General features: G+C 72.3%; 23 protein-coding genes. 16 read left to right on the top strand and 7 right to left on the bottom strand.

Annotated features, from left to right (window positions below; translation table 11 throughout):
* Positions 1 to 416 precede the first annotated feature (416 nt).
* On the bottom strand, positions 417 to 830 hold the full coding sequence (locus ACIRS4_RS10280; RefSeq protein ID WP_404192760.1) for a PaaI family thioesterase: 414 nt from the start codon (positions 828 to 830) through the stop codon (positions 417 to 419).
* Between the two features lie 188 nt (positions 831 to 1018).
* Between ACIRS4_RS10280 and ACIRS4_RS10275 the strand changes: the two genes are divergently transcribed.
* Entirely contained in the window at positions 1019 to 2509 is a 1491-nt protein-coding gene (locus ACIRS4_RS10275) for a S1 family peptidase (protein ID WP_404192757.1), read from the top strand.
* A 172-nt stretch (positions 2510 to 2681) separates the two neighbouring features.
* Here ACIRS4_RS10275 and ACIRS4_RS10270 read toward each other — a convergent pair whose 3' ends face one another.
* Positions 2682 to 4835 carry a SpoIIE family protein phosphatase gene (locus ACIRS4_RS10270; RefSeq protein WP_404192755.1) on the bottom strand — a complete coding sequence of 718 codons (2154 nt, stop codon included), beginning with the start codon at positions 4833 to 4835 and terminating at the stop codon, positions 2682 to 2684.
* 139 nt (positions 4836 to 4974) lie between these two features.
* Here ACIRS4_RS10270 and ACIRS4_RS10265 point away from each other — a divergent pair, with 139 nt between their 5' ends.
* The 5 genes from ACIRS4_RS10265 to ACIRS4_RS10245 all read left to right on the top strand — a co-directional run bounded on the left by ACIRS4_RS10265 (position 4975) and on the right by ACIRS4_RS10245 (position 10702).
* Positions 4975 to 7476 (top strand): SpoIIE family protein phosphatase, encoded by a 2502-nt coding sequence (locus ACIRS4_RS10265; RefSeq protein ID WP_404192752.1) that lies wholly within the window; start codon positions 4975 to 4977, stop codon positions 7474 to 7476.
* Between the two features lie 111 nt (positions 7477 to 7587).
* Positions 7588 to 7959, top strand: coding sequence for a DUF6479 family protein (locus tag ACIRS4_RS10260; RefSeq protein WP_404192749.1), 372 nt, complete (start codon positions 7588 to 7590; stop codon positions 7957 to 7959).
* 31 nt (positions 7960 to 7990) lie between these two features.
* A complete protein-coding gene (locus ACIRS4_RS10255; protein ID WP_404192747.1) occupies positions 7991 to 8194 on the top strand; it encodes a hypothetical protein in 204 nt (67 codons plus the stop codon).
* Positions 8195 to 8265: 71 nt separating this feature from the next.
* Complete coding sequence (locus ACIRS4_RS10250; RefSeq protein ID WP_404192744.1) at positions 8266 to 8772, top strand: metallophosphoesterase family protein; 507 nt, start codon at positions 8266 to 8268, stop codon at positions 8770 to 8772.
* A 70-nt stretch (positions 8773 to 8842) separates the two neighbouring features.
* Entirely contained in the window at positions 8843 to 10702 is a 1860-nt protein-coding gene (locus ACIRS4_RS10245) for an endoglycosylceramidase (RefSeq protein ID WP_404192741.1), read from the top strand.
* 81 nt (positions 10703 to 10783) lie between these two features.
* Here ACIRS4_RS10245 and ACIRS4_RS10240 read toward each other — a convergent pair whose 3' ends face one another.
* Complete coding sequence (locus ACIRS4_RS10240) at positions 10784 to 12040, bottom strand: YncE family protein (protein WP_404192738.1); 1257 nt, start codon at positions 12038 to 12040, stop codon at positions 10784 to 10786.
* Between the two features lie 170 nt (positions 12041 to 12210).
* Between ACIRS4_RS10240 and ACIRS4_RS10235 the strand changes: the two genes are divergently transcribed.
* Positions 12211 to 12873 (top strand): TetR/AcrR family transcriptional regulator, encoded by a 663-nt coding sequence (locus ACIRS4_RS10235; RefSeq protein WP_404192736.1) that lies wholly within the window; start codon positions 12211 to 12213, stop codon positions 12871 to 12873.
* Positions 12874 to 12988: 115 nt separating this feature from the next.
* Here the strand turns inward: ACIRS4_RS10235 and ACIRS4_RS10230 are convergent, their stop codons facing one another.
* Positions 12989 to 13354 carry a nuclear transport factor 2 family protein gene (locus ACIRS4_RS10230; protein WP_404192733.1) on the bottom strand — a complete coding sequence of 122 codons (366 nt, stop codon included), beginning with the start codon at positions 13352 to 13354 and terminating at the stop codon, positions 12989 to 12991.
* A 170-nt stretch (positions 13355 to 13524) separates the two neighbouring features.
* Between ACIRS4_RS10230 and ACIRS4_RS10225 the strand changes: the two genes are divergently transcribed.
* From ACIRS4_RS10225 to ACIRS4_RS10210, 4 genes are all read left to right on the top strand, one after another.
* Positions 13525 to 13824 (top strand): hypothetical protein, encoded by a 300-nt coding sequence (locus tag ACIRS4_RS10225; protein ID WP_404192730.1) that lies wholly within the window; start codon positions 13525 to 13527, stop codon positions 13822 to 13824.
* A 128-nt stretch (positions 13825 to 13952) separates the two neighbouring features.
* Positions 13953 to 15038: an S-(hydroxymethyl)mycothiol dehydrogenase gene (locus ACIRS4_RS10220; RefSeq protein WP_404192727.1), complete on the top strand. Its 1086-nt coding sequence runs from the start codon at positions 13953 to 13955 to the stop codon at positions 15036 to 15038.
* The gene (locus ACIRS4_RS10215) at positions 15038 to 15667 is read left to right on the top strand and encodes an MBL fold metallo-hydrolase (RefSeq protein ID WP_404192724.1); all 630 of its coding nucleotides are present in this window, start codon (positions 15038 to 15040) and stop codon (positions 15665 to 15667) included. Before ACIRS4_RS10220 ends, ACIRS4_RS10215 begins: the two co-directional genes overlap by 1 nt.
* Positions 15668 to 15844 (top strand): DUF4180 domain-containing protein, encoded by a 177-nt coding sequence (locus tag ACIRS4_RS10210; protein ID WP_404193104.1) that lies wholly within the window; start codon positions 15668 to 15670, stop codon positions 15842 to 15844.
* A gap of 43 nt (positions 15845 to 15887) precedes the next feature.
* On the opposite strand, the gene ACIRS4_RS10205 is transcribed toward ACIRS4_RS10210, so the two are convergent.
* Positions 15888 to 16424 carry a hypothetical protein gene (locus tag ACIRS4_RS10205; RefSeq protein ID WP_404192722.1) on the bottom strand — a complete coding sequence of 179 codons (537 nt, stop codon included), beginning with the start codon at positions 16422 to 16424 and terminating at the stop codon, positions 15888 to 15890.
* Positions 16425 to 16581: 157 nt separating this feature from the next.
* On the opposite strand from ACIRS4_RS10205, the gene ACIRS4_RS10200 reads away from it, so the two are divergent.
* Positions 16582 to 17277 carry a L,D-transpeptidase family protein gene (locus ACIRS4_RS10200; protein ID WP_404192719.1) on the top strand — a complete coding sequence of 232 codons (696 nt, stop codon included), beginning with the start codon at positions 16582 to 16584 and terminating at the stop codon, positions 17275 to 17277.
* A gap of 131 nt (positions 17278 to 17408) precedes the next feature.
* Positions 17409 to 17582, top strand: coding sequence for a hypothetical protein (locus ACIRS4_RS10195; protein ID WP_358798926.1), 174 nt, complete (start codon positions 17409 to 17411; stop codon positions 17580 to 17582).
* 40 nt (positions 17583 to 17622) lie between these two features.
* Here ACIRS4_RS10195 and ACIRS4_RS10190 read toward each other — a convergent pair whose 3' ends face one another.
* On the bottom strand, positions 17623 to 19023 hold the full coding sequence (locus tag ACIRS4_RS10190; RefSeq protein WP_404192716.1) for a S1 family peptidase: 1401 nt from the start codon (positions 19021 to 19023) through the stop codon (positions 17623 to 17625).
* A 116-nt stretch (positions 19024 to 19139) separates the two neighbouring features.
* Positions 19140 to 19973, bottom strand: coding sequence for an SAM-dependent methyltransferase (locus tag ACIRS4_RS10185; RefSeq protein WP_404192714.1), 834 nt, complete (start codon positions 19971 to 19973; stop codon positions 19140 to 19142).
* Positions 19974 to 20223: 250 nt separating this feature from the next.
* On the opposite strand from ACIRS4_RS10185, the gene ACIRS4_RS10180 reads away from it, so the two are divergent.
* The 3 genes from ACIRS4_RS10180 to ACIRS4_RS10170 are packed head-to-tail and all read left to right on the top strand — an operon-like array spanning position 20224 to position 23407.
* Positions 20224 to 21555 (top strand): extracellular solute-binding protein, encoded by a 1332-nt coding sequence (locus tag ACIRS4_RS10180; RefSeq protein ID WP_404192712.1) that lies wholly within the window; start codon positions 20224 to 20226, stop codon positions 21553 to 21555.
* Positions 21552 to 22466 carry a carbohydrate ABC transporter permease gene (locus ACIRS4_RS10175; protein WP_404192710.1) on the top strand — a complete coding sequence of 305 codons (915 nt, stop codon included), beginning with the start codon at positions 21552 to 21554 and terminating at the stop codon, positions 22464 to 22466. Before ACIRS4_RS10180 ends, ACIRS4_RS10175 begins: the two co-directional genes overlap by 4 nt.
* Positions 22463 to 23407: a carbohydrate ABC transporter permease gene (locus ACIRS4_RS10170; RefSeq protein ID WP_404192707.1), complete on the top strand. Its 945-nt coding sequence runs from the start codon at positions 22463 to 22465 to the stop codon at positions 23405 to 23407. The genes ACIRS4_RS10175 and ACIRS4_RS10170 overlap by 4 nt, the downstream gene beginning before the upstream one ends.
* Positions 23408 to 23417: the final 10 nt, after the last annotated feature.

The following is a 23417-nucleotide window of genomic DNA, read 5'->3' as shown; positions in this document are numbered from 1 at the left end:
CGGTGCGATGGATCAAAGCAGGTCCGGGGCTGACGCATCCAATCAATCAGCGCTCTCACCAGGGAACATGCGTCACAGGACGGTTGAACCGTGCAGGTTCGGGCACGGCTTGTCGGCGACTTCTTCACACCTCGGCCGGGCTCCGCCCGGCCGGTCGGCCGGAGCGGGCGCGGCGAATCCGACACTCCCGCCCCAATGACGTGGAGGGCGGCGCGCGGATGTGCAGAACTCCTGCCCGCCGTGACCGGCGTGGGTAATCGGTGTGCAGATTCTCTGAAGCAGGGATTCCGCTTGCCGTGATGGACGGAGCGTCAGCATCCGGATGCGGACGGTGTTTTGTGCGGGGCGCGGCGCCACCCGCCGAGCGGGGCGCGGCACCCCTCGTCGAACGGCGCGCGGTCCTCGCTGACCGGACGTCAACCCAGAAGCGAGTACACGGTGCTGGCGCGGGCGGCGAGTTCTCCCGTCCGTTCGGCCGTCATGGTGATGTCGGCGAACGCCATCCGGCGGCCCAGCTTGGTGAGGACCGCATGAATCAAGACATTCGAATCGGCCACCGCGCGCTGGAACGAGGTGGACTGCTGCACCGTCGTCATCGGTACGAAGGCCCCCCGGGCGGCCGACACGGCGATCACGGTGGCGGTGTCCGCCGCGGCCATCAACGCCTGCCCCGACAGCCCGCCACCCTCTCGCGCCAACTCCTGTGACCAGGGCAGACGCAGAACGGCATGGTCGGCTCCGAGGCTCTCCACCCTCAGGCCCAGGGCCTGCACCCAGGGCGCGAAGCTGTCGGAAAGGATCTTGTCGGCTTCGGCGGTCGTCATCGTCATATGGGCGATTGTTCCCCGGGCCGCCCGGTCGGACTCCGGTCATGGCCGATTCATCGTTGTGCAAAGAGAATTGGCAATCGGGATGAACGCGGGCCGCCTCCCCCGCGTACTCCTCGGCAACCAGGCGCCGCTGTACGGAGCTGCCGATCCCCGGCAGCCAGACCCCGTCCCCCAGGAGGTCGAGTTTTTTGAGTCACAAGCGAATTCCGAAGCGTAAGGCCGCGATCGCGGTAGGCGGCGTGGCGGCGCTCGGTGCTGCGGCACTCCTGCTCCCCAACGCCAACGCCTCCCAGGACGGCAACAACGCGGCGGCGGCCGCTCCCAGGACGCTGAAGGCCTCGGACGCCTCGGACCTCGCCTCGCAGCTGGAGAAGCTCCTCGGCGACGCCTTCGCCGGCTCCTACTACGACGACGGCCAGAAGCAGCTCGTGGTCAACGTCGTCGACGTCTCCGGCGACGACAACAACGTCGTCGTGCAGGCCAAGAAGGCGGGTGCGCAGGTCCGCCAGGTCGAGAACAGCCCGGCCGAGCTCAAGGCGGCCTCGCAGACCCTCAAGGCCAAGGCGACCATCCCGGGCACCTCGTGGGCCGTCGACCCCAAGACGAACAAGATCCTCGTCACGGCCGACTCCACCGTCACCGGCGGCAAGTGGGACCGGCTGGAGTCCACCGTCAACAGCCTCGGCGCGAACATGGCGACCATCAAGAAGTCGGCCGGCACGTTCAAGCCCTTCGTCTCCGGCGGCGACGCCATCTTCGGCGGCGGAGCACGCTGCTCCCTCGGCTTCAACGTCACCGCCGGGGACGGCTCCCCGGCCTTCCTGACGGCCGGTCACTGCGGGGTCGCGGCCGAACAGTGGTCCGACTCCGAGAACGGCCAGCCGATCGGCACGGTCGACCAGGCGGTGTTCCCGGGCGAGGGCGACTTCGCACTCGTGAAGTACGACGACGCCGCCACCCAGGCCCCGAGCGAGGTCAATGTCGGCCAGCAGAAGGTCGCGATAACCGAGGCCGCCGAGGCGACCGTCGGCACCGAGGTCTTCCGGATGGGCAGCACCACAGGCCTCTCCAACGGCCAGGTCCTCGGCCTCGACGCCACGGTCAACTACCCCGAGGGCACCGTCACCGGTCTCATCCAGACCAACGTGTGCGCCGAGCCCGGCGACAGCGGCGGCTCGCTGTTCACCCAGGACGGCCAGGCGATCGGTCTGACCTCGGGCGGCAGCGGTGACTGCACCGTCGGCGGCGAGACCTTCTTCCAGCCGGTGACCACCGCCCTCGAGGCGACCGGCGCGACCCTCGGCGCCGGTGGCGCGGGCGGCGGCGCGGGTGCGGGCCAGGAGGCCGGCGGCCAGGGCGACGGCGCGGGCGCCGGTGACCAGGGTGCGGGCCAGGAGGCCGGTGCGGGTCAGGACGCGGGCGCGGGCCAGGAGGCCGGCGGCGAACAGGCCGGCCAGGGCAACGGCGCGGGCGCCGGTGAAGAGGCCGGTGCGGGCCAGGAGGCCGGCGGCGAGCAGGCCGGCCAGGGCGCCGGTGACAAGAACGCGGGCCAGGAGGCCGGCGGTCAGGACAACGGCGCGGGCGCCGGTGACCAGGGCGCGGGCCAGGAGGCCGGCGCGGGCGCCGAGAACGGCCAGAACGACCAGAACGGCGGCGACGGTCAGAACGACAAGCACTGACCGAGGCGCCTGACAGCCCCACCGCCGGCCCCACCCAGCGGTTCCGGGCCGGTCGGTGGAACGGTCCGGCCCTCCGGCGGGAGGGCCGGGCCACGCGCGTGCGGTGACCTGCCGGTGGGAAGGCCGGCCGGGTCACCGCACGCGCGGCATCTCCAGGACCTTTGAGAGGCCGTCAGTCTCCGTCGGCGGCCCGCAGCAACAGCAGGGCCACGTCGTCGATCCGTTCCCCGGCCGCCGCGTAGTGGCCCACCAACTCGTCGGCCAGCTCCTCCAAGGGCGACTCGCCGGCCTCCGCCAGCCGCCGGCCCAGCGCGGCCACCGCGTCCTCGATGTCCACGCCCGGCGTCTCGATCAAGCCGTCGGTGTAGAGGGCGAGGACACAGCCGGGGGAGAGGTCGACCTCCGTGGTCGCGTACGTCGCCCCGCCGTCGATGCCCAGCAGCGGACCGCCCGCGAGGTCGAGGACCCGCACCCGGCCGTCCGGCCGGCGCAGCAGCGGCGGCGGATGCCCGGCCCGCGCCATCACCGCCCGCCCGCGCGCCGGGTCGAGCCGCAGGTACAGACAGCTCGCGAACAGGTCCGAACCCAGGTCGAACAGCAGCCGGTTGGTGCTGCGCATCACCTCCGCCGGTTCCTGACCCACCGTCGTGTACGCGCGCACCGCGGTGCGGATCTGCCCCATCAGCCCCGCTGCCGTCACATTGTGGCCCTGGACGTCACCGATCACCGCCGCCGGCAGCGGCCGCGCCGACACCAGGTCGTAGAAGTCGCCGCCGATCTCCATGCCCCGGGTGGCCGGCAGATAGCGGGCGGTCGCCTCGATCCCGGGCAGCACCGGCAGCGAATGCGGCAGCAGCGCCGCCTGGAGCCCGTGGGCCAGCTGGTGCTTCACGTCGTAGAGCAGCGCCCGGTCCAGGGCCTGCGCGATCAGACCCGCCAGGCTCGTCAGCACCGCCCGCTCGTGCGTGGAGAACGTCCGCGGCCGCGGGTACGCCAGCACACACGCCCCCACCGGGCGGCCGGAGGCGATCAGCGGCAGGAACGCCCAGGCTGCGAAGCCGTCGGGTGTCGCGTGCCGGGCCGGATACAGGCGCTCCAGCTGCTGCCGTGAGTCGAAGAACGCCGGCACCCCGTGCGAGACGGTGTGCGCACCGGGGGTCGGGGCGTTCAGTGGCATCCCGTCGAACCGCTCCACCACATGCGGATCGGGATAGCCGTGGTGCCCCAGCACATGCAGCCGGCCCGCCCGCGCCCCGAGCAGCGCCAGCGCCCGGCTGCCCACGGCGGGCGCGATCTCGTCCGCGACCAGCCGCACCACGTCCTGCACGCTCACCGTCTCCGTCAGCGCCCCCGCGAGACTCAGCGCCTGCGACATCGACACCAGCCGCGTCGGCGCGTCCCCCTGCCCGGCACGGGGCGGACCCGGCTCCGCCACGCCCCGGGCCCGGCTGATCCGCACGCTGATCCCCGTGGTGCTCGGATACAGCCGGAACGACAGCCACTCGGACGGCGGGCGCAACGCCACGAACGACGTGGCGACCTGGCTGATCAGCGCGGCCCGGTAGTGCTCCTCGTACGCCGGGTCGTTCAGCCAGGGCACCGACGCCCACAGCTGGGTGCCCAGCAGCCCGCTCACCGGGACGCCCAGCAGCTCGCCCGCCGCCGCGTTGGCGAAGCCCACTCGCCCGGTGAGGTCCAGCGAGCACATCCCGTACGGCAGCCGGCCCACCATCCGCGCCGCCTCCACCGTGCCGAGCGTGCCCGACACACCGCCCAGCGGGCCCGCGTCCAGCGGATCGGTTTCCGCCCGCACCGGACGGTTGTGCGCCGCCGCCCGCTCCAGCCGCAGCGCCAGCCGCTCGCAGGCCGACTCCAGCGCGCCGCGCTCACGGTCGGACAGCTCCGGAGGATGCGAGCCCGGCCAGGTCACGTAGAGCGCGCCGTACACCCTCGTCCCGGTCGCCACCGGCGCGGCCGCCAGCGCGAAGGGGTACGGCAGGACGACGGCGACGCGGGGATAGCGCCGGGCCATGTCCTCCTCACCGCCCACCCACACCAGCCGGCGTTCGCGCACCGCCTCGGCGACCGGGACGGGCGCGCTCAGCCCCACCCGCTCCCAGGGCGCCGCGAAGGACCGGGGCAGCCCCGCCATCACGGCCATCTCCAGCACCGGCTCGTCGTCCGGACGGAGGTAGACCGCGCCGGAGTGCGCCCCGACGGCGTCCATCACCGCGGTCAGCGCCAGCGACAGCACCGGCTGGCCCACCGGGGCGGCGACCGTCGCCGGCCGCCCGCCGGACGTCTGCCCTTCGGACACGGCGACCACCTCCTCGCCCGGCCGCGCGCTCCCCAGGCAACCAAATCTGCCCCCGGACGGCCCGACGCGCACGGCGGCCGACCGCCGGGCGGGCCCCGGTGACGCCGCAAGGGCTGCGTGAACCCGGGACAAGCGCTGTAATACCGACGTGGTCAGTGAGGGCGCTGCGCAGCGCGGAACGGGAGCGTCGCGTGCCGAAGCCGCTCTCGGAGCGATCGCTTCCGGTCCGGCCTCACCCGAACGGCTCCGCCGCGTCCTCGAACAGGCGCTCGTCTTCGCCGGTGCGGCCCTCGCCGCCCGCTACGCCCCCGAGGGCGGCCGGCTCCACCTGGTCGACTCGGCCGGCGTCCCCCACCGGTTCTACGGGCTGAGCGAGAACTACCCCGCCGACGGCGACTCCCCGGCCGCCCGCGCTCACCGCGACGGCCGACCGGTCTGGTCCGGCCCGGCGGAGCCCGACCGGACCGGGCAGGGCGTCCACGTCGCCGCCCTGCCCGTGTCCGGCGGCGGCTGCCTCCTCGTCGCCGGCGAGCGCCCCGGCGGCTTCGGCCCGCAGGACCGCGCGTTCCTGACACTCGTCGCCGAGGCCCTGACCCCGGCCGCCGCCGCCCCGAGGACGGCCGACGGCGAAACCGCTGCCGGTCCTGCCGCCGATTCCCGGGCCGTCGCCGACTCCGACACCGCCGCCGATTCCGGCACCGTCGTCGAGGAGGACGGCCCCCACGCCTTCCGGCTCGCCATGGACACCGGACGGGTCGAGGCCGGCGACGCTCTGCTGGAGCTGTTCGGCCTGAGCCGGGACGGATTCGACGGCCGCGTCGAGACTCTGCTCGGCCTGACCCTCCCCGAGGACCTGCCGTCCCTGATGTCCGTGGTCGAGGCCGGCCATATGTCGATCGGCGACCGCGAGCTGGAGTTCCGGGTGCTGCGGCGCGACGGCCCGCCCCGGTGGGTGCGGCTGCGCGGCCGTCTCCTGCCCGGCGGCGCGGGCCGCCCCGCCCGACTGGCCGGCACCGTCGCCGACGTCTCCACCCTGCGCTCCGACGTCACCGACGTGGCCCGCGTCCAGCGGCTCGCCGCCTCGCTCGCCGCCGCCCGCACCGTTCGCGAGGTCAGCCGTGCCGTCGTCTCCGCCCTGCGCTCCCCGCTCGGCGCCGACCGGATGGCGCTGGCCACGCTGGAGAACGATCGCCTCGTCGTCACCGTCCTCGACCCGCCCGAACCTGAGGCCTGGCCCGAGCTGTGGCGGCTGGAGTGGCGCACCGAGTGGCCCGACGCACCCGTGCGCGCCATGCCCACCCTCGCCTCCGCCCTGCGCGAGGGCCGTACCCGGATCTGGCCGGCCGGCACCGCCCTGGAGCCCGCCCTCGCCGAGGTCGGCCCCGGCGGCCTCGCGGTGCTGCCGCTGTCCGCCGCCGGCCGGATGACCGGCGCCTGCCTCATCGGCTGGGACCAGCCGCACACCTTCGGCCCCGAGGAACGCGCCTTGCTCACCGCCTCCGCCGGCCTCGTCGGGCAGGCCCTGACCCGCGCCCACGCCTTCGACGCCGAGCACGAACTCGTCGGCATGCTCCAGCGCCAGCTGCTCCCGCGCCGCCTGCCGAGGCTCCCCGGGGCGGTCGCCGTCGCCCGCTACCTGCCGGCCACCGCCGGTCTGGAGGTGGGCGGCGACTGGTACGACGTGATCCCGCTGCCCGACCACCACGTCGCCCTCGTCATCGGCGACGTCCAGGGACACAGCACCGCCGCCGCCACCCTCATGGGCCAGATGCGCACCGCGCTGCGCGCCTACGCAGCCGAGGGGCATCCGCCGGACGTCGTCGTCGCCCACTCCAACCGGCTGCTGGTGGAGATGGAGACCGACCTCTTCGCCACCTGCTGCTACGTCGACGTCGACATGGAGGCCGGCACCGCCTGGTCCGTGCGGGCCGGGCACCCGCCGCCCGTCCTGCGTCACCCGGACGGCTCCGCCGAGATCACCGAGTCCGACGGCGGGCCGCCGCTCGGTGTGGTCACCCAGGCCGACTTCCCGATGGCCCCGCTGCGGCTGCTGCCCGGCACCGTCCTCGCCCTGACCACGGACGGCCTGGTGGAGTCCGCCGACTGCGACATCGACGCCGGCCTGGAACGCCTCGCCCACGGCCTGTCCCTCGCCGACCCCGCGCACCTCGGCCTGGTCGCCGACGCCCTCCTCGGCGACGCCCACCGCGGCGACGACGTGGCGCTCCTCCTCATGCGCTACGACGGCATGTCCGTCAAGCCGCTGCGCGAGGGCTGGACGGTGTGGCGGGTCCCCGAGGCGGCCCGGCACGCCCGCCGCTTCACCCGGCGCACGCTGCGCACATGGGGCGTGCCCGCCGACGCCATGGACGCGGCCCTGCTCGTCGTCTCCGAACTCGTCACCAACGCCCTCGTGCACACCGACGGCCGGGTCCGGCTCGACCTCGGCCTGCTCAACCACCGGCTGCGCCTCGCCGTCACCGACGCCTCCCCGCGCACCCCCGTCAAACCCCCCGGCCTCACCTGGGAGGCCACCGGCGGCCGGGGCATCCTCCTGGTGGAGGCGGTCTCCGACACCTGGGGGACGGTGCCGGTCAGCGGCGGCAAGCAGGTGTGGAGCGAGATCCCCCTCGAGCAGCACGGCGACTGAGGACGCCGGCGCCGGGGTGTGCCCTCGGCCGGGCGTGTTCTGGACCGGGCGTCCCGGGCCGGGCGTCCTGGGCGGGGCGTGTCCTGGGCCGGGAAGGGTACCCGCCCGTGCATGGACACCATCGCCTCCGCCCACCTGGCGGCCTCCGGGGGGTCAGCACTGGCCTCCGTCGCGTTCGTCATCGTCGGTGTCGCCCTCGTCGGCGGTCTGATCTGGGCTTTCCGGCTCGGATTCCGCGTACGCAGGCGCGAGCCGGGGCCGCCCCGTCCGCACGAGCAGCCCCGCATGCCCGCGTCCGGCCCCGTCCGGGAGAGCAGCGAGGGGCGCGAGCCGAACGAGATGCCCCGGTCCACGGACGGCGAACGCCTCACCCCGCACGAGCTGCGGCCCACCGGCAGCCGTCCCGGCGACGACCAGGGCCGCCCGCGCTGGGACGAGGGCTCCAGCGGTTCGTTCGGCAGCGGTGGATCCGGTGCCCGCTGATCCATCCCCCAGAGAAAGGCAGTGAACCGTCGTGACCTCGCAGACCGAGGAGAAGCCCGCCGTGCGCCGGGAGAACCCCGCCGTGCGCCGGCCCGAGACCGGCTGGGCCAGGGCCCGCCGCCTCGGCAGAGGCGGCGCCGCGCCGCGCACCTGCCTCCCCGCCGTGCACACCCCGGGCGCCACGCCCGGGACGCCGTACGGCGTGGAGGGCAACATCGTCAGGGGGGACGACTGAGGGACGACGGACCCGGGAGACAGGGGTCGCCGCTCGCCACGGGCGCGCGGTGACCGCCGTACGCTGAGATCGTGCGCCTCCTGCTGACGTCCGACACCCATCTGCCGAAGCGCGCCAAGGCCCTGCCGGCCCCGCTGCTCGACGAACTCCCGCACGCGGACGTGGTGATCCACGCCGGGGACTGGGTGGACACCGCCACCCTCGACCTGCTGGAGCGGCGCAGCCGCCGGCTCGTCGCCGTGTACGGCAACAACGACGGCCCCGAGCTGCGCGCCCGGCTCCCCGAGACCGCCCGCGCCGAGCTCGGCGGGCTGCGCTTCGGGGTCGTCCACGAGACCGGGCCCGCCCAGGGGCGCGAGGCGCGCTGCGCCGACCGGTACCCCGATCTCGACGTCCTCGTCTTCGGGCACAGCCACATCCCCTGGGACACCACCGCCCCCGGCGGACTCAGGCTGCTCAACCCGGGCTCTCCGACCGACCGCCGCCGCCAGCCGCACTGCACCTATCTCACGGCCACGGTGGCCGACGGCCGGCTCACCGACGTCGTCCTGCACCGCCTGCCGCCCCGGTCGAGGTGACCGGACACCGACCTTACTCGTGAGTCAGAAGCTATTGACGGTGTCCGGAAATGATCCGACTGTAGTGGACATGCCGAATATCCGGGCACGTCTGCTCGTTGTTCTGGTTGTCCTCAGCGGATTCCTGACGGTGGCGGGCACCCCGTCCGCCACCGCCGCCACCGTCCCCGACTCGCTCCCCTTCGACGGCACCCCCCTCACCGTCTCCGGCGGCCGCTTCACCGACGCCCTCGGACGTGAGGTCGTCCTGCGCGGCTACAACGTGTCCGGCGAGACCAAACTCGCCGAGAACAAGGGCCTGCCCTTCGCCTCGGCAGCCGACGCGAAGAAGTCGGCGACCGCGCTCCGCGCCCTCGGCGGCGGCAACTCCGTGCGCTTCCTGCTCTCCTGGGCCTACGCCGAGCCCGTGCGCGGCCAGGTCGACACCGCCTATCTGGCCGCCGCCACCGACCAGATGCGCGCCTTCCTCGACACGGGGATCCGCGTCTACCCCGACTTCCACCAGGACCTGTACTCCCGGCACCTGTTCGACCCGGACAGCTGGTACACCGGCGACGGCGCTCCCCAGTGGGCCGTCGACGCGGGGAACTACCCCGACGAGTCCTGCGGCATCTGCTTCTTCTGGGGTCAGAACATCACCCAGAACGGCGCGGTGAAGGCCGCGCAGCACGACTTCTGGCACAACGCCCACGGCCTCCAGGACGCCTTCCTCACCACCGCCCAGCGCACCATGACGTACCTCAGGGAGAACCTCACCGCGGGGCAGTTCGCGGGCGTCGTCGGCTTCGACCCCTACAACGAGCCGTACGCCGGCTCCTACGACTCCGGTCAGAACAGCCGCAGTTGGGAACGTGACCTGCTCTGGCCGTTCTACGTGAAGTTCCGGGCCCGGATGGACGCGGCGGGCTGGCAGGACAAGCCCGCCCTCGTGGAGCCGAACCTCTTCTGGAACGCCAACATCGCCTCCCAGAAGCAGGAGGGCGGCCTCCTCGACGCGGGCGCGCTCGGCTCCCGCTACGTCCTGAACACCCACTTCTACGACCAGAAGGCCATCTCCGGGATCCTGATGTGGGGCAAGGCCGCCGACGGCCAGTACGCCGGCGACTTGGGCGCGGTCCGCGACCGCGCGGCGGCGGCCGGCACGACCGCCGTGGTCAGCGAGTTCGGCCACCCCCTCGCGGGCACCGTCGCGGACAAGGCGCCGACCGTCCTCAAGGCCATGTACCAGGCTCTCGACTCCCGGGTGAAGGGCGCGAGTTGGTGGAACACCCCGGCCGCCTCCGGTCCCGTGCTGTCCGGACAGCAGTGGCAGTGGGACCTCTACAACGGCCGCCACAGCGAGAGGATGAACGGCAACCCCGGCAAGGTGCTCGCCACCGGCGACGCCTGGAACGACGAGGACCTCTCCGCCGTACGCCTCGACGACGCGGGTCAGGCGACGCTCCGTCAGGACGCCCGGCTCCTGGACCGCGTCTACCCGGCCGCCACCAGCGGCGCGACCCTCGCCTTCACCTACGAGGACCGCTCACGCGACGGCTCCGCCACCCTCACCTGGAACCCGGTCCCGGCCGCCCTGCCGAACACGGCGCAACTCGTCGGCTCCGGCCAGTACGGCCTGCTCGTCTGGCGCTCGGCCGGCGGGACCGCGCCCACCGAACTCCATCTGCCCGCCTCCTTCCCGACCGCGTCCACCACCGTCGTCTCCGACCTCGCCGCGGTGCACGCCCCGCCCCCGTACACGACCGCCACGCCGGTCGGCGCGGCCCCGGAACCGGGCGGCGCCGGCAGCCGCCGGCTGCTGCTCACCGCGCCAGGTACGGGCACGGTCCACTACGCGCTGGTGACCAACGGGGCGAACGCTCCCTCCGCGGCCCTGCTGGCCGCGGCCCGCTCCGAACTGTCCGCGTGGGTCGGCCAGAAGCTCGGGTGAACCGACGGCGCCCCCAGGGGATCACCCCCCGGGGGCGCCACTCCGGACGCGTGGCCCTCACCGTGCGGCCCTGCCGAGCGGTCAGTTCGCGGGGCTCGTCCAGTCGGCGGCGACATGACCCAGCCGGACGCGCTGCGGGTGGTCGCCCACCGGCACCGACACGACCTTGCGTCCGGTGGCGAAGTCGATCGCGGTGACCTGGTCGGTGCCGCTCTCGGAGATCACACAGCTCTTGCCGTCCCCGCTGACCGTGGCCCAGTAGGGCTTGGAGGCGGTCACGAGCGGACCCTCCTGGAGGGTCGCGCGGTCGACCACGGTCGCGTAGTCGTCCATGGTGCCGGCGACGCACAGCTTGGCCCCGTCGGGGCTCATCGACAGGCCGTGGTGGCGCGAGTCGTTGACGAACGTGGTGCGGTCGTCGCTGGTCGCCGGGTTCTTCGGCAGGGTCTTCGTCCGGGTGATCCGGTCGGTGGCGACGTCGTACTCGAAGAAGCCGTTGAAGAACGACACCTGGAAGTACAGCTTGGACTCGTCCGGCGAGAACACCGCCGGGCGGACGGCGTCCGAGTAGTCCTTGAGGCCGATCGCGTCGAGCCGCTGCCGCATGTCGATGACCTTGACCTGCTTGAACGTCGTCGCGTCGACGACGGTGATGCGCCGGTCGCCCTTCGTCCAGTCCAGCCACGGCGCGTCGAGCGCGTTGTTCACCTCGCCGATGGACATGGTCCAGATCTGCTTGCCGTCCTTGCTGAAGATGTTCTCGTGCGGCTTGTCGCCGGTGGAGTACGAACCCAGCTGCCGGCCCGTCCGGATGTCCAGCACGTGCACGGTGTTCGACGTCGAGGCGGAGACCGCGACCCGCGTGCCGTCGGGGGAGACGGCCATGTGGTCGGAGCGGTAACCGGACACGGCGAACCGCCAGTTGACGCGCCCCGTCGCGAGGTCGATCGAGACGACGTCGGCGAAGCTCGGCCGGGAGACGACCACCGAGGAGCCGTCCGGCGTGGAGTACATGTCGTCGACGAACTGGTCGTGGCCCTCGCCGACGCTGTTGCGGATGGTCATGAAGGCGATCCAGCGGACGGGGTCGGCGTTGATCTCCGCCATCCGCTCTTCCTTGTCGGGGATGACGTTGATCCGGCCGATCCTCGCGAAGTCACCGGTGGACCTGATGACGTCGGCGGTGCCGTCCCAGTTGTTGCCGACGAACATCACCTCGCGCAGCGCGGCCGCGGAGGGAGCGGCGGGGGCTGCGGTCGCGGCGGCGGCGGGGGCGGTGACGGTCAGGACGAGGGCGGCGGCCACGGAGCATAGGTGCCTGGTTCTGCTGACAGGCATGAGTGCTCTCTCCTCTGGGTGGGGGTGGGGCGCGGGCGCGCGCGAAGCCCGCCCGAATCTGAACACCGTTGCGTTCAAAGTTGACTTACTGGAAAGTAAGGAAGAGGCGGCCTTCACCACAAGACCATGGGCACGACAAAATCGAGCGGGACGGCGACGAGGGAGGATGCGTGACGGGCAGACTCAGGGCGCCGACGGGACGGTACGCGGGCAAGACCGCCGCCGAACGGCAGGCCGAGCGGCGCCGGCGCTTCCTGGACGCGGCCCTGCACCTGTTCGGCGACGCCCCCGGCTACCGGGGCACCACGGTCGCCGCGCTCAGCGAGGCCGCCGGGCTGTCCACCCGCCAGTTCTACGAGGAGTTCCGCACCCTGGAGGACGTCCTCGCGGCACTCCATCTCCAGGTCAACGACCGGGCCGAGGAGGCCGTGGTGGCCGCCTTCGCCGCCGCCCGGGACCTGCCCCTCGCCGACCGGGTCACCGCGATCTTCCGTGCGTACGCGGGTGACGTCACCGGCGACCCGCGCCGCATCCGCATCACCTTCGTCGAGATCGTCGGCGTCAGCCCGCGCATGGAGGAACAGCGCCTGGCCCGCCGGGCCCGCTGGGTGGACCTGATCTGCGCCGAGGCGACACAGGCCGCCGCGCGCGGCGAGGCGGCGCCCCGCGACTACCGCCTGGCTGCCACGGCGTTCATCGGCAGCGTCAACGGACTCCTGCACGACTGGAGCGCCGGCTGGGTCGACGCCACCCTCGACGAGGTCGTCGACGAACTGGTCAGCCAGCTCCTGGGCATCCTGCGCCCCCCGGGCTGGATTCCCGCCGGCTCATGACCGGCGCGCGCAGGCTCGGGCGCCGGTCATGAGCGGCCCCGGTGCGACGCCCTCGACGACGGGCTTTAGAGCTCCGAACAAAAGTGGAGCCCGGCTCCACTTTCGTTCGGAGCTCTTACTCGTCCCAGGCCTGGATCATCGTCTGGCCGACGATCTTGCCGTCCCGCAGCGAGAGCATCGACTCCGACAGCACGCGGACCCCGTCCGTGTACTCGCAGGACTCGGTGAAGGCGGCGCGGTCGCCCTGGATGACGCAGTCCTCCAGCCGGTGCGTCATGTCACGGCTGTAGACGTCGTCGAGCATCCCGGCGATCTCGTCACGGCCGTGCAGGACGGTGGGCCGGCTGGGCTGGCTGTTGCGGTCCACGACGCGCACTTCCGCGTCGTCCGCGTAGAGCGACAGCAGCGTCGCCGGGGTGTTCCCCTCGACGCCCCTGCGCAGGGTCTCGGTGTCGAAGGCGGAGCCTGCCGCGGTGCCCATGGTGACCTCCTCGTGAGGACCGCGGGCCCAGGGGGCGGGCCCGCCGGGACCTCACTTCGAGACTCCTCCGTCCGCCCCGACCCGGCAAGCGCGGGACACCGCAGTCCGCCTGTCGGGTGAGCGGCGCCCCCCACCCGTGTCCGACGGTCCTCCCCGCCGTTGCTGAGGGCATGATCTCCACTCGACGCATCGTCGCCGCCGCCTGTCTCGCCGTCGGGGTCACCGGCCTCGCCGCGCCCATGGCGAACGCGGCCGACGCCCCGGCCGGCGGCCGGCTCAACCCGATGACCCTGCTCGACTCGATCGCCGAGAGCGACATCCCCGCCGAGCACCGGGGCGAACTGCCGCCGGTGTCGAGCCAGTTGAACGAGCTCAACAAGGTGAGCGAACTGCGCAGGCTGGGCGAGCTGCACCAGGTCACCGACCTCGCCGCTCCCGTCACCGGTCTCCTCCCCGCCGTCCAGGCCTGAACCGGGGGGCGCCCACCCCACCAGGGCGCCCCCGCCCAGGTGACCTGCCCCGATCGCCGTGCGCGGACCGATCAGCGCCCCGTAGGGTCGGAAGCGGACGGACCGCCGCCGATGAAAGGGGCCGCACCATGGCGCAGGAAGTGCGCGGAGTGATCGCACCGGGGAAGAACGAGCCGGTGAGGGTGGAGACGATCGTGGTGCCCGACCCGGGCCCCGGCGAGGCGGTGGTGAAGGTGCAGGCCTGCGGCGTCTGCCACACCGATCTGCACTACAAACAGGGCGGGATCAACGACGAGTTCCCCTTCCTGCTCGGACACGAGGCGGCCGGCGTGGTCGAGTCCGTCGGGGAGGGCGTCACCGACGTCGCCCCGGGCGACTTCGTGGTCCTCAACTGGCGTGCGGTGTGCGGCCAGTGCCGGGCCTGTCTGCGCGGCCGCCCCTGGTACTGCTTCGACACCCACAACGCCCGCCAGAAGATGACCCTGACCGACGGCACCGAACTCTCGCCCGCACTGGGCATCGGCGCGTTCGCCGAGAAGACCCTGGTCGCCGCAGGCCAGTGCACCAAGGTGGACCCGGCGGTGTCGCCCGCGGTGGCCGGACTGCTCGGCTGCGGCGTGATGGCGGGCATCGGCGCGGCGATCAACACCGGTGAGGTCGGACGCGGCGACTCGGTCGCCGTCATCGGCTGCGGCGGGGTCGGCGACGCGGCGATCGCGGGCGCCCGGCTGGCCGGCGCCGCACGGATCATCGCCGTCGACATCGACGACCGCAAGCTGGACACGGCCCGGACCATGGGCGCCACGCACACCGTGAACTCCAAGGAGACGGATCCGGTCGAGGCGATCCGCGAGCTGACCGGCGGCTTCGGCGCGGACGTCGTCATCGAGGCGGTCGGCCGCCCCGAGACCTACCGGCAGGCCTTCTACGCCCGCGACCTCGCCGGAACCGTCGTCCTGGTCGGCGTGCCCACCCCGGAGATGAAGCTCGAACTGCCGCTGCTGGACGTCTTCGGGCGCGGCGGATCGCTGAAGTCGTCCTGGTACGGGGACTGTCTGCCCTCCCGGGACTTCCCCATGCTGATCGACCTGCACCAGCAGGGCCGCCTGGACCTGGGGGCGTTCGTCACCGAGACCATCCGGCTGGACGAGGTGGAGAAGGCTTTCGAGCGGATGCACCACGGCGACGTGCTGCGCTCGGTGGTGGTGCTGTGATGTCCGCCCGCATCGAACGCCTCGTCACCTCCGGTCAGTTCACCCTCGACGGCGGGACCTGGGACGTCGACAACAACGTCTGGCTCGTCGGCGACGACCACGAGGTCGTCGTCATCGACGCCGCCCATGACGCCGAGGCCATCGCCGCCGCCGTCGGCGACCGTCGGCTCACGGCCATCGTGTGCACCCACGCCCACAACGACCATGTGGGGGCGGCCCCCGCCCTCGCCGACCTCACCGGCGCGACGATCTGGCTGCACCCCGACGACCTGCCGCTGTGGAAGCTGACCCACCCCGACCGCGAGCCCGACGCCCATCTGGCCGACGGCCAGGTCATCGAGGCCGCCGGCGCCGACCTCACCGTCCTGCACACCCCCGGGCACGCGCCCGGCGCGGTCTGTCTGCACGACCCCGGGCTCGGCGTGCTCTTCACCGGAGACACCCTCTTCCAGGGCGGCCCCGGCGCCACCGGCCGCTCCTGGTCCCACTTCCCGACGATCATCACCTCGATCCGGGACCGGCTGCTGACGCTGCCGCCCGAGACCAAGGTCCTCACCGGGCACGGCGACCCCACCACCATCGGCGCCGAGGCGCCCCACCTGGACGAATGGATCAAACGCGGCCACTGACTGCAGAAGTCCGCGAACCACCGGCTGCGGCCGGCCGTCGTCGGCGACGTCTCAGGGCACGTCGCCGACAGCCCCGCTCCGCGGGACTTCGCGCACGAGGCCGGTCAGGGCCGCCGGCTGTGCTTCGTGCCGGACGAGGCGGCCCCGGCACAGAGGTGGCGGCCGACGACCGGCTGACCGGCCCGCCCAGGGGCCGCTGTGATACCGCGGTCGCGGGAGCTCACCCGTCCGCCGCCGGGGACATCGGCCAGCGCGCCGAATGCCCCGGCGGCAGCCCCAGGTCCTTTCGCACGGCCGCGTAATAGCCCTCGCGGGCGGCCCGCTGCCGCTCCAGCAGGGCCGGCCAGGCCGCCGCGTCCCGGGTGGCCGCCCGCACGAACCGCTCCATGTCCATCACCACGGTCACCCACGCCCGGGCCCGCTCCACCACCTCAGGGCTGCCCAGCATGAGCAGCGCCTCGCCGGTGGGGTCCCGGCCGTCGGTCGCCTCCGCCATCAGCGGCTCCGCCTCCGTGAGGGACATCGGGTGCGGATGCGGATCCTCGCCTAGGTGCGCGGCGACGCGGTACGTCAGCACGACCGACTTCTTCAACGTCCGCGCGTAGTCCGCGTACACGGCGAGCCGCCGTTCCTCCCACCGAGCCGCCCGCTCGCGCCTGAACCGCTCCCGGTCACTGCGCGCCAGCGCCAGATACGACCCCAGGGCGCCGATCACCACACCGACGAGCGCGGGCAGTTGCTGTATGAACGCGGACATGCGGGCACGCTACCGGGTCGCTGCCGCCCGCCCCGTGGCGGCGCATCCGGCGAACTTCACCGTTTCGTCACAGCTCGCGCCGGACTACAACCGCCGGGGCGGTCCACCTGTCCAGTAAGTCGAGAGGGCCGAACACGCCAGGAAGAAGAGGGCAGTCATGGGGGACATACGCAGACGAGGGGCCGTGGTGCTCGGGGTGACGGGGCTGATAGCGCCGTTGACGCTCGCACTGGGCGCGACGCCCGCGCAGGCCGCGAGTTGTTCGACGCAGGCCGGGCCGTACCAGAAGCAGGTCGAGAGGTTCCTCGGCCGGCCCGTCGACGGCAAGCAGTCGGCCGCCGACTGCAAGGCGATCCGCGCCTTCCAGAACAAGCACGGCATCACGCCGAACATCGGCTACGCGGGGCCCGTCACCTGGGGCGTGATGGACCTGATGAACAAGCAGAAGGCCGTGGGCAACAAGCCCAACAAGGCCGGCAAGTGCCCGACCAACAAGGGCCGCATCGCCTGCGTCGACCTCACCCTCCAGCTCAGCTGGATCCAGGACGGCGGCAAGCTCGTCTACGGGCCGGTCCCGGTCCGCACCGGCCGCAACGGGTATGAGACCCGCACCGGCCTGAAGAAGATCTACTGGCGGAGCATCAACCACGTGTCGACGATCTACCACGTGCCCATGCCCTACAGCCAGTTCTTCGACGGCGGACAGGCCTTCCACTCGGTCGGCGTCAGCATGTGGAACCCGCCGGGCTCCCACGGCTGCGTCAACATGACCAAGACGGCGGCGCAGAAGTACTGGTCATTGCTGCGCAAGGGCGACGACGTCTTCGTGTACGGGCGCAAGCCGGGGACGTGAGCGGCCGGACCGACCGGACGAACGGGTCGAGAAGGGGACGGGCGGACGTGATCAGTGACACGTCCGCTTTGTCCATTTAAATCAGGTATTACTCACGTTGCCTTCACCTTCGACCCCTTAAGATTCACATCATGTCCACCACTGTTGAACGCCTCTCCGAGCGATCGGCCGAAGAGGTCAACGAAGAGATCAGGGCCCTGTGGCGCCGATCCGGCGGGACACTGAGCGGCGAGCAGCGCGAGGAGTACCAGCGGCTCGTCCTGGAGTGGGCCGCCGCGGCCCCGAGCGCGGGCCAGGCGGTCTGACCGACCGCCCGGCCGGCGCTCCCCACCCGCCCCGCCTCCCTCATCCCCAGGTCGTCGAGTAGTACCGCTGGTAGGCCTTGCGGTCCTGCTCGGCCCGGAAGTAGCGCGTCGCGGCCAGCGCCACCAGACTTCCCGCGATCACCAGCAGGCCCGGCCCGACGTTACGGGGGTCGATCAGGCGCGAGGCCAGCGTCGTACCGCTCGTGCCGCCCGTCGCCGGCGTGGTCGAGCCCGGCGAGGTCCCGCCCGGACCGGCCCCCGCGGCGCCCGTCGGCGCGGACGTCGGCTGGGAGCCGTCCCCGTTCGGCGGGGCCGACATGCCCTTCTGGGCGTCGGACGGCGCGGCCACGATCAGCTGCACGCCCAGCTGGGCCAGCGCCTTCGTCACCGGCTGGAAGTACGTCGTGCCTCCCGTGTTGCAGTCGCCGCTGCCGCCCGAGGTGATGCCGAGCGCGACGCCCTCGGAGAACATCGGCCCGCCGCTGTCCCCGGACTCGGCGCACACGGTCGTCTCGATCAGTCCGGAGACCGTGCCCTCCGGGTAGTTCACCGTCGCGTCCAGTCCGGTGACCTCGCCGTCGCGCAGCCCGGTCGTGCTGCCGCTGCGGAACACCCGCTGGCCGACGGCCGCGTCGCCCACGCCCGTGATCCGCACCCCGTTGCCGTTGCCGATGGCCACCACGTCGGCGCCCTCACCGGCCTTGCCCGCCGAGTACTGCACCAGGGAGAAGTCGGCGCCGGGGAAGTTGGAGACGACCGTCTTGCCCAGCGCCCGGTTGCCCTGGTTGTCGGCGAACCACGCGGCCCCGGAGGGCCCGCAGTGGCCGGCGGTGAGGATGAAGTCGTTCGAGCCGTTGGTCACGTTGAAGCCCGCCGAGCAGCGCCCGCCGGTGGACAGGATGGGCAGCGCGCCGTTGATGCGGGTGGTGAAGGTGCTCTTGGTGCGCTCCATGCGGACGTAACTGCCGATGCCCGACGCGACCTTCGTCAGCCGCGACCAGTCCGAGGCGGAGACGGTCTTGTCGCCCCGCACGACCACCTGATTCGACCGGTAGTCCAGCACCCACGCGGTTCCGGGCACCTTCGGGGCCGAACGCAGCGCCGCCGTCGCGGACTTCAGCTCGTTCATGCTGTGCCCGACGACCTTCGCCCGTGCGCCCGCCTTGCGGACCGCGGCCGCGCTCTCGTCGTCGGTGACGGCCACGACCGGCCGTCCTTCGTCGTCGATCCACGTGCCCGCGGTGCGGGAGGCGCCGAGCGTCTTCACCAGGTTCGCCCCGGTGCTGTCGGCGGACCTCGCCGTGTCGCCCGCCACCGCCGAGGTGACGGGCGGCTCGCCGGCCATGGCCGCCTGGGTGATCATGGCCCCTCCGGCGACGAGTCCGCCGACGGCCGCCAGCCGTGTCACTCGCCGGACGATCCGCCGTCGTACGTGCCTCATGCATGGCTCCCGAACCAGAACGCGCGGTGTCAACACCGCGGGGCCCTCCGGTCGTTGAGCGCCCTTCTTTCCATACGCGCCCGGACTCCGCAGCGTTCACCCGGAGGGTGATCATTTCACCGCTTGCGGGCCACTCCGCCGAACATGGCGACCTCGTCCGGCTCCGCCCCGCCGAACGTCTCGGGACGCCAGCGCGAGCAGGACACCACACCCGGTTCCAGCAGCTCCAGTCCCTCGAAGAAGCGGGCCACGTCCGCGGGCGTGCGCTGGGTCAGCTTCGGCGTGCCGTGCTCGTTCCAGAACCGCACCGCCTCGTCCACGTCCGGCATCGCCGGGGAGGTGACGGTGTGCGACAGCACCAGGTGGCTGCCGGGCGGGAGCGCGTCCATGAGGCGGCGCACCAGGGCGTACGGATCCTCCTCGTCGCCGAGGAAGATGACCACGCCGAGCAGCATCAGCGCCACCGGCCGTCCGAAGTCCAGCGTGCGCGCGGCGTGCCCGAGGATCGCGTCGACGTTGCGCAGGTCCTCGTCCAGGTAGTCGGTGCGGCCCTGCGGGGTGCTCGCCAGCAGGGCGCGGGCGTGCGCCAGCACCAGCGGGTCGTTGTCGACGTAGACGATCCGGGAGTCGGCCGCCGCTCGCTGCGCGACCTCGTGCGTGTTGTCCGCCGTCGGCAGCCCGGTGCCGATGTCGAGGAACTGGCGTATCCCCGCCCGGGTCACCAGATGGCGCACGGCGCGGCCCAGGAAGAGCCGGTCGGCGCGGGCGTACTCGCCGATGCCGGGGTGCAGCCGGCGGATCTCGTCGCCGGCCGCACGGTCGACCTCGTAGTTGTCCTTGCCGCCCAGCCAGTAGTTCCAGATGCGGGCGGTGTGCGCCTGTGAGGTGTCGATGCGCTCGCGTGAGGACTGCGCCGGGGGGCCGCCGACGGCGGTCGGGTGCTCGGTCACGGATCTGCTCCTGTGATGCTGCCGGCGACTGTCGGACGGGCGTCCCGGCGCACGGTTCATGTGCGCGGACCAACCAGCAATCTAGACCGCTGAGTTCGCGGCCGTGTGCGGTGCGTGAGATTCCGGCCACCCGTTCAAGCTTCCGCAAGGTTCCAGCCATGTATTGACATGCGGCCGAAACCATTCATAGCTTGGGCGAGCTCATTTAGATTCGTGAAACAGGTTCACGGATATGAACGGAGGGGTGCCCATGGGGGATCGCCGACCACGCCGCCGCCTGGTCGCCGCGCTCGCCGCCGGGGGACTGCTGTTCGGAACGGCCGCCTGCGGCTCCGGTTCCAACAGCGCCGGGAGCAGCGACCCGAACACCCTGGAGGTCTGGACCCGCAGCGATCCCGACTCCGCCGCTACCTACAACCGGGTGTTCGCCGCCTTCACCAAGAAGACCGGCATCAAGATCGACCACCAGCCGGTCATGAACTTCGACCAGCAGCTCCAGAGTCGCGCGTCCATCAGGGACCTGCCGGACGTCCTGGTCAACGACACCGCTCTGATGGGGAGTTACCAGGCACAGGGCTTGCTCGAGCCCATCGACCCCGCCTCCGTCGCCGGCCACGACCAGATCGACGCCAAGACCTGGGCCACCACCGTCGGCATCGACGGCACGCACTACGGCATCCCCTACTCCCGCCAGGCCATGACCCTGATGGTCCGCAAGGACTGGCGCGAGAAGCTCGGACTGCCGCAGCCGAAGACCTGGGCGGACATGCTCACCCTCGCCAAGGCCTTCGCCGACGACGACCCCGACGGCGACGGCAAGAAGGACACCTACGGAATGGTCGTCCCGGGCAGCGCCCAGAACGGCTACGCCGCCTGGTGGAGCGCCAGCTACCTCTGGCAGGGCGGCGCCCGCATCATCGAGCCCACCAGGAGCGGCGGCTACCGGCCCGTCATCGACTCCGACGCCGCCGTCCGCACCGTGACCTGGCTGAAGAACAACCTCTTCTGCTCCGCCGACCACGGCGTCGTCCAGCCCGGCGCGATCACCGCCGTCACCTCCACCGCCACCAACTTCCAGGACGGCAACGCCGGCATGTACCTCACCGGCCCCTACAACATCACCAGCTTCGACAAGGACCTCGGCAAGGACAAGTACGAGGTTCTCCAGGCCCCGGCCGGACCCGCCGGCTCCCAGGTCCTCGCCGAGGGGGAGAACATCTACTTCGGCGCCCGCACCGGCAAGGCCGCCCAGGAACAGGCCCTCGCCGCCTTCATGATCTCGCCCGAGGGCCAGCGCCTGGCCATGACCGGCAAGAACCAGCCCGTCGTCCGCATCCCCGTCAACACCACCCTCGACGCCGCCGCCGTACGCCACGACCCCCGCTGGGGCGTCGTCCAGAAGGCCTACACCGACGGCTCCGTCCAGTTCCCCAACGCCCCCGCCTTCGCCCCCGTCAAACAGGACACCGCCGACGCCCTCAACGCGATCTTCACCTACTGCGGCAGCGACGTCCGCTCCAGCCTGAAGGAGCTGAACGACACCCTCGCCGGCGACCTCAAGGACCAGGACCTGCTGAAATGACCGCGATCACACCCGCCCCGCGCCGCGCCCGGGTCCTCGCCGAACGAGGCAGGCGAGGCGCCCTGCCCTGGCTGTTCCTCGCCCCCGGCCTCCTGCTCGCCCTGGTGTTCAAGTTCTGGCCCATGGCCCAGGGCGTCTGGCTCAGCTTCTTCAAGGTGCGCCCCTTCCTCGGCGACCAGTGGGTCGGCCTGGACAACTACACCCGCGTCCTGACCGACCACCGCTTCCAGGACGCCATCGGCCACACCCTCCTGCTCGGACTCGGCCAGTCCGTCGGCGCCATCGTCGTCGGCTTCGCGCTCGCCCTGCTGCTGGAGGGCCAGGCCCGCTCCCTCAAGCTCATCCGCACCGCCGTCTTCCTGCCCGTCGTCACCGCGACCGCCGTCGTCGGCGAGATGTGGCGGCTGCTGTACTACCCGACCTCCGACGGCATGATCAACCACGCCCTCGGCCTCCTCGGCCTCGGCCCCGTCCAGTTCCTCGACAACCCGGACACCGCCCTGTGGGCGACGATGGGCATGAGCGTCTGGTTGCTCGCCCCGTACAACATGGTGATCATCCTCGCCGGACTCGCGGGCGTGGACCGGACCCTGTACGAGGCGGCCGCCATGGACGGCGTCTCCCTCTGGCAGCGCCTGCGCCATGTGACGCTCCCCGCGATCCGCCCCGCCCTCGGCATCGTCCTCACCCTCGCCGCCATCCGCGGACTGCGCGTCTTCACCGAGGTGTACGTCCTCACCGGCGGCGGCCCGGCCGGCTCCACCGAGGTCTGGATGACCCGCGCCTACACCCTCGGTTTCACCCGCAACGACATCGGCGGGGCGTCCGCGGCCTCCGTGGTGCTGCTCTGCGCGACCCTGCTGCTGACCGTCACGGTCCACCACTTCCGCAAGAGGGGAGGCGTGCGATGAGCGCGCCCGCCGTCGAGCCGGTGCGCACACCGGCGCCCGCCGCGTCACCGGCCAGGACCGCCCGGGCCGGGCGGACCACCCCCGCCCGCTTCGACACCGCCCTCGGCTGGGGAGACCGCCCAGGCTCCGGCTGGGCCCTGCGGATCCTGCTCTGCGTGCTCGCGCTCGCCGTGTTCGCCGCGCCGTTCGTCACCATCCTCTCCGGCGCGTTCACCCGGCACGCCAGCGGCTCCTCCCTCTCCTTCCTCCCGCACGACAGCACCCTGCAGAACTTCACCGTGGCCTCGGAGCGCGGCATCTGGGACTACTTCGCCAACTCCCTGTTCATCGCCGGCGGCGCGCTGCTGCTCCAGCTCGCGGTGTCCGTGCTCGCCGCCTACGCGCTGGCCCGGCACCGCTTCCGCGGCCAGGCCCTGATCCTCACCCTGTTCATGCTGACGATGATGCTCCCGGAGGAGGTCATCGCCATCCCGCTCTCCCTGGTCCTCGGCCACGTCCCGGTCCTGGGCGTCGACCTCAAGGGAACCGCCTGGGGCGTGATCCTCCCGCTGGGCGCCTGGGGCTTCTCCGTCATGCTCCTGACCGAGTTCATGAAGGACATCCCCGCCGAGATGGAGGAGGCCGCCCGCCTCGACGGCGTAGGCGAGTTCCGCATGCTGTGGCAGGTCGTCCTGCCGCTGTGCAAGCCCGCGCTCGGCGTGGCCGGCGTCCTCGGCTTCGTGATGATCTGGGACCAGTACCTGCTGCCCCTGATCGCGGCCAAGGACCCCACCGACTACACCGTGACCGTCGCCCTGTCCATCCTGCGCACCGACCCCGAGGTCGGCTCCGGCGTGGTCCTCGCCGGCGCGGTCATCGCGCTGGTCCCCAGCCTCGTCGTCTACCTCCTCCTGCAGCGCTCGCTGGTCAGCGGCATCGCCGCCGGCGCCACCAAGGGCTGACCCGCCCAGC

The sequence above is a fragment of the Streptomyces sp. NPDC101166 genome (genome assembly GCF_044768125.1).
GTDB lineage: Bacteria > Actinomycetota > Actinomycetes > Streptomycetales > Streptomycetaceae > Streptomyces.
The sequence above is the reverse complement of the archived record's forward strand: the minus strand, read 5'-3'. Positions and strand labels throughout refer to the sequence as shown.

Coding starts and splice junctions, on each gene's coding strand:
- ACIRS4_RS10280 (WP_404192760.1), bottom strand. CDS start 830: ATGACGATGACGACCGCCGAAGCCGACAAGATCCTTTCCGACAGCTTC.
- ACIRS4_RS10260 (WP_404192749.1), top strand. CDS start 7,588: ATGGACACCATCGCCTCCGCCCACCTGGCGGCCTCCGGGGGGTCAGCA.
- ACIRS4_RS10245 (WP_404192741.1), top strand. CDS start 8,843: ATGCCGAATATCCGGGCACGTCTGCTCGTTGTTCTGGTTGTCCTCAGC.
- ACIRS4_RS10240 (WP_404192738.1), bottom strand. CDS start 12,040: ATGCCTGTCAGCAGAACCAGGCACCTATGCTCCGTGGCCGCCGCCCTC.
- ACIRS4_RS10230 (WP_404192733.1), bottom strand. CDS start 13,354: ATGGGCACCGCGGCAGGCTCCGCCTTCGACACCGAGACCCTGCGCAGG.
- ACIRS4_RS10225 (WP_404192730.1), top strand. CDS start 13,525: ATGATCTCCACTCGACGCATCGTCGCCGCCGCCTGTCTCGCCGTCGGG.
- ACIRS4_RS10220 (WP_404192727.1), top strand. CDS start 13,953: ATGGCGCAGGAAGTGCGCGGAGTGATCGCACCGGGGAAGAACGAGCCG.
- ACIRS4_RS10215 (WP_404192724.1), top strand. CDS start 15,038: ATGTCCGCCCGCATCGAACGCCTCGTCACCTCCGGTCAGTTCACCCTC.
- ACIRS4_RS10205 (WP_404192722.1), bottom strand. CDS start 16,424: ATGTCCGCGTTCATACAGCAACTGCCCGCGCTCGTCGGTGTGGTGATC.
- ACIRS4_RS10200 (WP_404192719.1), top strand. CDS start 16,582: ATGGGGGACATACGCAGACGAGGGGCCGTGGTGCTCGGGGTGACGGGG.
- ACIRS4_RS10195 (WP_358798926.1), top strand. CDS start 17,409: ATGTCCACCACTGTTGAACGCCTCTCCGAGCGATCGGCCGAAGAGGTC.
- ACIRS4_RS10190 (WP_404192716.1), bottom strand. CDS start 19,023: ATGAGGCACGTACGACGGCGGATCGTCCGGCGAGTGACACGGCTGGCG.
- ACIRS4_RS10180 (WP_404192712.1), top strand. CDS start 20,224: ATGGGGGATCGCCGACCACGCCGCCGCCTGGTCGCCGCGCTCGCCGCC.
- ACIRS4_RS10175 (WP_404192710.1), top strand. CDS start 21,552: ATGACCGCGATCACACCCGCCCCGCGCCGCGCCCGGGTCCTCGCCGAA.
- ACIRS4_RS10170 (WP_404192707.1), top strand. CDS start 22,463: ATGAGCGCGCCCGCCGTCGAGCCGGTGCGCACACCGGCGCCCGCCGCG.